Raw genomic sequence first — 3,140 nt, 5'->3', positions numbered from 1 at the left:
GTTGGTGGCCGTGCTCTTCATGGAAAACACGCTGGCGTTGTTTGAGTCCCTGCTCCCCGAACCCTGGCCACTGCCGGTGCACGCCGCCCTGAGTTCCATCTACCTGCTCACGGCCGGGGTGGGCGGCTGGCTGGTCGGCGCACGCGAGCCGAGCGAAGCGAACGGCAAGTCGCACGTGGCGAAGGAAATCCCATGAGCCGCACGGCCGCTCCGAAGGCGAATACCGAAGCGCTGCTGCGCGAAGGTATTCCAATGAGCCCGCCGCCCGTCAGTCGCGAGGCCGGCGCGCTCACGCTCGGCGAGTCCGCGCCCGTGGCGCAGAGCGCACCGATGAACCGGGCGGAGCCCATTGCGGCAGGCTCGCACTCGGGCGCACGCCATCGCTGGATCGGCCCGGCGCTGGTCGCGGTGGCACTGGCCAGCCTGGCGCTGTGGGTCACCGTCTTCGTGCTCACGCCGCTGACCGAATTGCCGCTCTATTTCGCGCAGCGCTATTTCGTGCTCGATGCGACTTCGCTGTTGTTCCTGCTGGTGATCAACAGCGTCTTCCTGGGCATCAGCGTCTATATCGCCTCGCGCGTGGGGACCTCGGCAGCGCTGACCAATCGCATACTGTCCAGGGCGTCACTCACGTTCGCGTTCATGGTGGCCATGAACCTGGGGGTGATGGCCAACAACCTGCTGCTGTTGTGGGCATTCATCGAGCTCACCACCTTGTGCGCGGCACCCCTGGTCGCGCAGGGCAGCGCGAAGGCGCCGCATCGCGTCGCCTGGCGCTATCTGCTGTATTCGAGCATTTCGCTGGCGCTGACCTTCCTGGGCATCATGTGCCTGACGCGCTCAGCCTATCTGCAGGGCGTGGAGATCAATTTCGCGCTCGGCGAAATGGCGGCGGCCGTGCCGACCATCGGCGACACCTGGCAGCATCTCGGGCTGGCGCTGATGCTGTTCGGGCTGGGCAGCAAGCTCGGCCTCGCACCACTGTACAGCTGGATGCCGGAGACCTACGAAGCAGCGCCGACCAGCACGAGCGCTCTGCTGGCCGCCGTGCAGTTCAACATCAGCGTGGTCGCGGTCTTCCGCATCCTGCAGGTGTTTCGTGTCCAGGACACCGGCTTTGTAGCCTATCAGCTGCTGATCATGGGCTGCCTGTCGCTGACGGTGGCAGCGATTCAAGTCATGGCCGCGCGCAGCTACAAGCGGTTGATCGCCTATGCGTGCGTCAGTTCCTCCGGCGTGATCGCGATCGGGCTGTCCGTGGGCAAGGCGGCGGCATATGGCGTCCTGCTCTACGTTGTCAGCAACGCCTTCGTCAAGGCGCTGCTGTTCCTCACTGCAGGCCGGCTGCGGGCCGTCTACGGCACCAACGAAGTCAAAGCACTGAGCGGCGTGATGCGGGTGCTTCCGTTCTCTGGATTGCTGTTCGCCGTGGGCACCTTCGCCTTGCTGGGCTTCCCTCCCTTCGGCAGCTTCATGGCGGAGATGCTGATCTTGTCGGGCATCGTGCAGTCGGGCAACCTGATCGCATTCACGATGATGTGCACGATGCTGACGATCATCTTCGTCGCGACGGGCCGCTCGATTTTTCCGATGCTGTGGGGACCGTCGGACCGCCAAGGTGCGTCGATCAAGGAGAGCTGGGTGACTGCCATGCCCAAGCTTGGATTCGTCGTTGTCCTCATCCTGCTCGGTGTCTACACACCGGCCCCGATCAGCCAGCTGCTGCTGCAAGTGGCGCAATCGATTGGCGGGCAATGATGGGAYCCGCGAAGCCGGTCGCCATGGTGCTGACCCGAGAGATTGCACCGCTCGGCTTGGTCGCATGGGCGGACTGCTGCGCACAGGCCCTCGACGGCGGCAAACGCATGATCGCGCTGTTCGGCCGCCCCGCCGCGAGCGATGCGGTGGTGGTCACGGCAATTCTGCAGGGCGATGGAGGGCGACTCGACATCGTGCGCGGCCGCGCAACGAACCATGAGTCATTCCCGTCGCTCACTCTGCGGCATCCCGCCGTCCAGATGTTCGAACGGGAGCTGTGGGAACAGACCGGACTCACGCCCGTGGGACATCCCTGGCTCAAGCCGGTGCGCTACGAAGGGCCTCGCCAGCAGCGCATGACCGAGTATCCTTTTTTCAAGGTGCGCGGGCAGGAGGTTCACGAAGTTGGGGTCGGCCCGATCCACGCGAGCGTGATCGAACCGGGACATTTCCGCTTCATGTGCCACGGAGAGAAAGTACATCACCTGGAAATCCAGCTCGGCTACCAGCATCGCGGCGTCGAGGCACTCCTGCTGCGCCGCCCGCCGCTCGCACTCACCTCGTTGGTCGAGTCCATCGCTGGCGACAGCAGCATTGCCTATGCATGGGGCTACTGTGCCGCGGTGGAAGCGTTGGCTGGCGTTCAGGTGAGCATTGCGTCGGACATCGTGCGCGGCATCGCGCTGGAACTGGAGCGCGTCGCCATGCATCTGGCAGGCCTCACGGGGCTTGCCACCGACATCGCGTTCCTGCAGGGCGGCGCCACGTATGGGCGCTTGCGCACGGCGGTCATCAACGCGTCGATGCGCGCCAGCGGCAGCCGCTTCGGCCGGGGCTGGTTGCGTCCGGGCGGTGTGCGGTTCGGCATCGACGATGCGCTGCGACGGGACTTGCTCGCCACCCTCGGAGCCTTCGCGAAGGACATCGCCGAGGTCAACGACCTGATGCTCAGCGCGCGCAGCGTCCGTTCCCGCTTCCAGGGGGTAGGCGTCGTCGGCAAGGGCACGGCGCAAGACATCGGGCTCGTTGGCTTGGCGGCACGCGCCAGCGGCATTGCCATTGACATGCGCGTCAGCCTGCCCGGGCGGCTGTACACCAGCCATCCCGTCAGGCTTCAAACCGAGGAGACGGGTGACTGCTGGGCACGGCTGAAGCTTCGCATGCGCGAGATCGACGAGTCCGTCCGCTGGGCGACACAGGCGCTCGAAGCGCCGGGGCTCGACCTGATGGCCGCGTCGCCCGTGCCGGTAGGACCGCTTTCGCCTGGCACGCTGTGCGTCTCGGTGCGCGAAGGCTTCCGCGGGCCCGTGGTCCAAGCGCTGGAAACAGGCGCCGACGGGCGCCTCGTTCACTACAAGGTCCAGGATCCGTCGCTGTTGAAC

Annotated in this window: 3 protein-coding genes; all 3 read left to right on the top strand. The window is 65.7% G+C overall.

Annotation, left to right across the window (positions count from 1 at the left end):
* The coding region (locus tag AC1DY5_RS48920) for a hypothetical protein (RefSeq protein WP_478121550.1) at window positions 1–196 on the top strand (196 nt) is incomplete at its 5' end.
* Complete coding sequence (locus tag AC1DY5_RS48915; RefSeq protein WP_478121549.1) at window positions 193–1,758, top strand: complex I subunit 5 family protein; 1,566 nt, start codon at window positions 193–195, stop codon at window positions 1,756–1,758. The genes AC1DY5_RS48920 and AC1DY5_RS48915, both read left to right, overlap by 4 nt.
* Before the next feature lie 23 nt (window positions 1,759–1,781).
* On the top strand, window positions 1,782–3,140 hold a 1,359-nt coding region (locus AC1DY5_RS48910; protein ID WP_478121548.1), incomplete at its 3' end, for a hydrogenase large subunit.

Source organism: Variovorax sp. P4_D9 (genome assembly GCF_056401695.1).
The sequence above is the reverse complement of the archived record's forward strand: the minus strand, read 5'-3'. Positions and strand labels throughout refer to the sequence as shown.

What these genes read in the sequence shown, in the direction of transcription:
- AC1DY5_RS48915 (WP_478121549.1), top strand. Translation starts at nt 193, where the DNA reads ATGAGCCGCACGGCCGCTCCGAAGGCGAATACCGAAGCGCTGCTGCGC.